The following is a 556-nucleotide window of genomic DNA, read 5'->3' on the forward strand; positions in this document are numbered from 1 at the left end:
AAATACGTAATACTGATGCAAGTGATGCTTACAAAGTTCAATGGCGGGAAGCTACGGTCGATGGTAAAAAATTATTGATTTGTGATAGAAATATCCTTGCTGGCGTAGAGTGGTCTGCACTAAACGCACAAGGGTTGATTTTTGGCAAAACAATTACAATAGATGGTAAACAATACAGCCTACGTGTACTCACAGGTGGAACGACAGATCGGGTGAGTGGAGATGGATATTCTGGCGGTACTCCTGTAAACAACGAATGGGATAGAATTATTACAAACGAAGGTAATTTTTCTGGACTTCCAAAACCTTCTTCAAGTGATTTAGACACTACACAAGATACTGTTGATTTAAATAGCCATCACAACACTTTCTGGAATTGGTATGCCATATATTCTTTGTGTCAAGAGGAATACAATCGAGATAGCGCCGCACACTCGATGCGCGGCTTTAATTCGGCTCGTTATTACAGTTGGGGAAGTGGTACGCACACATTTATTGGTTGGCGACCAGTCCTTGAGATTTTAAACGCTGTGCCTACTCTTACACTTTCAACTCA

At 41.0% G+C, this 556-nt stretch carries 1 pseudogene; it reads left to right on the top strand.

Annotation, left to right across the window (positions count from 1 at the left end):
• A pseudogene (locus tag AF333_RS34090) lies at positions 1–556 on the top strand (hypothetical protein); the annotation flags it as partial.

Origin of the sequence: Aneurinibacillus migulanus, assembly GCF_001274715.1 — a bacterium.
Taxonomy (GTDB): Bacteria; Bacillota; Bacilli; order Aneurinibacillales; family Aneurinibacillaceae; genus Aneurinibacillus; species Aneurinibacillus migulanus.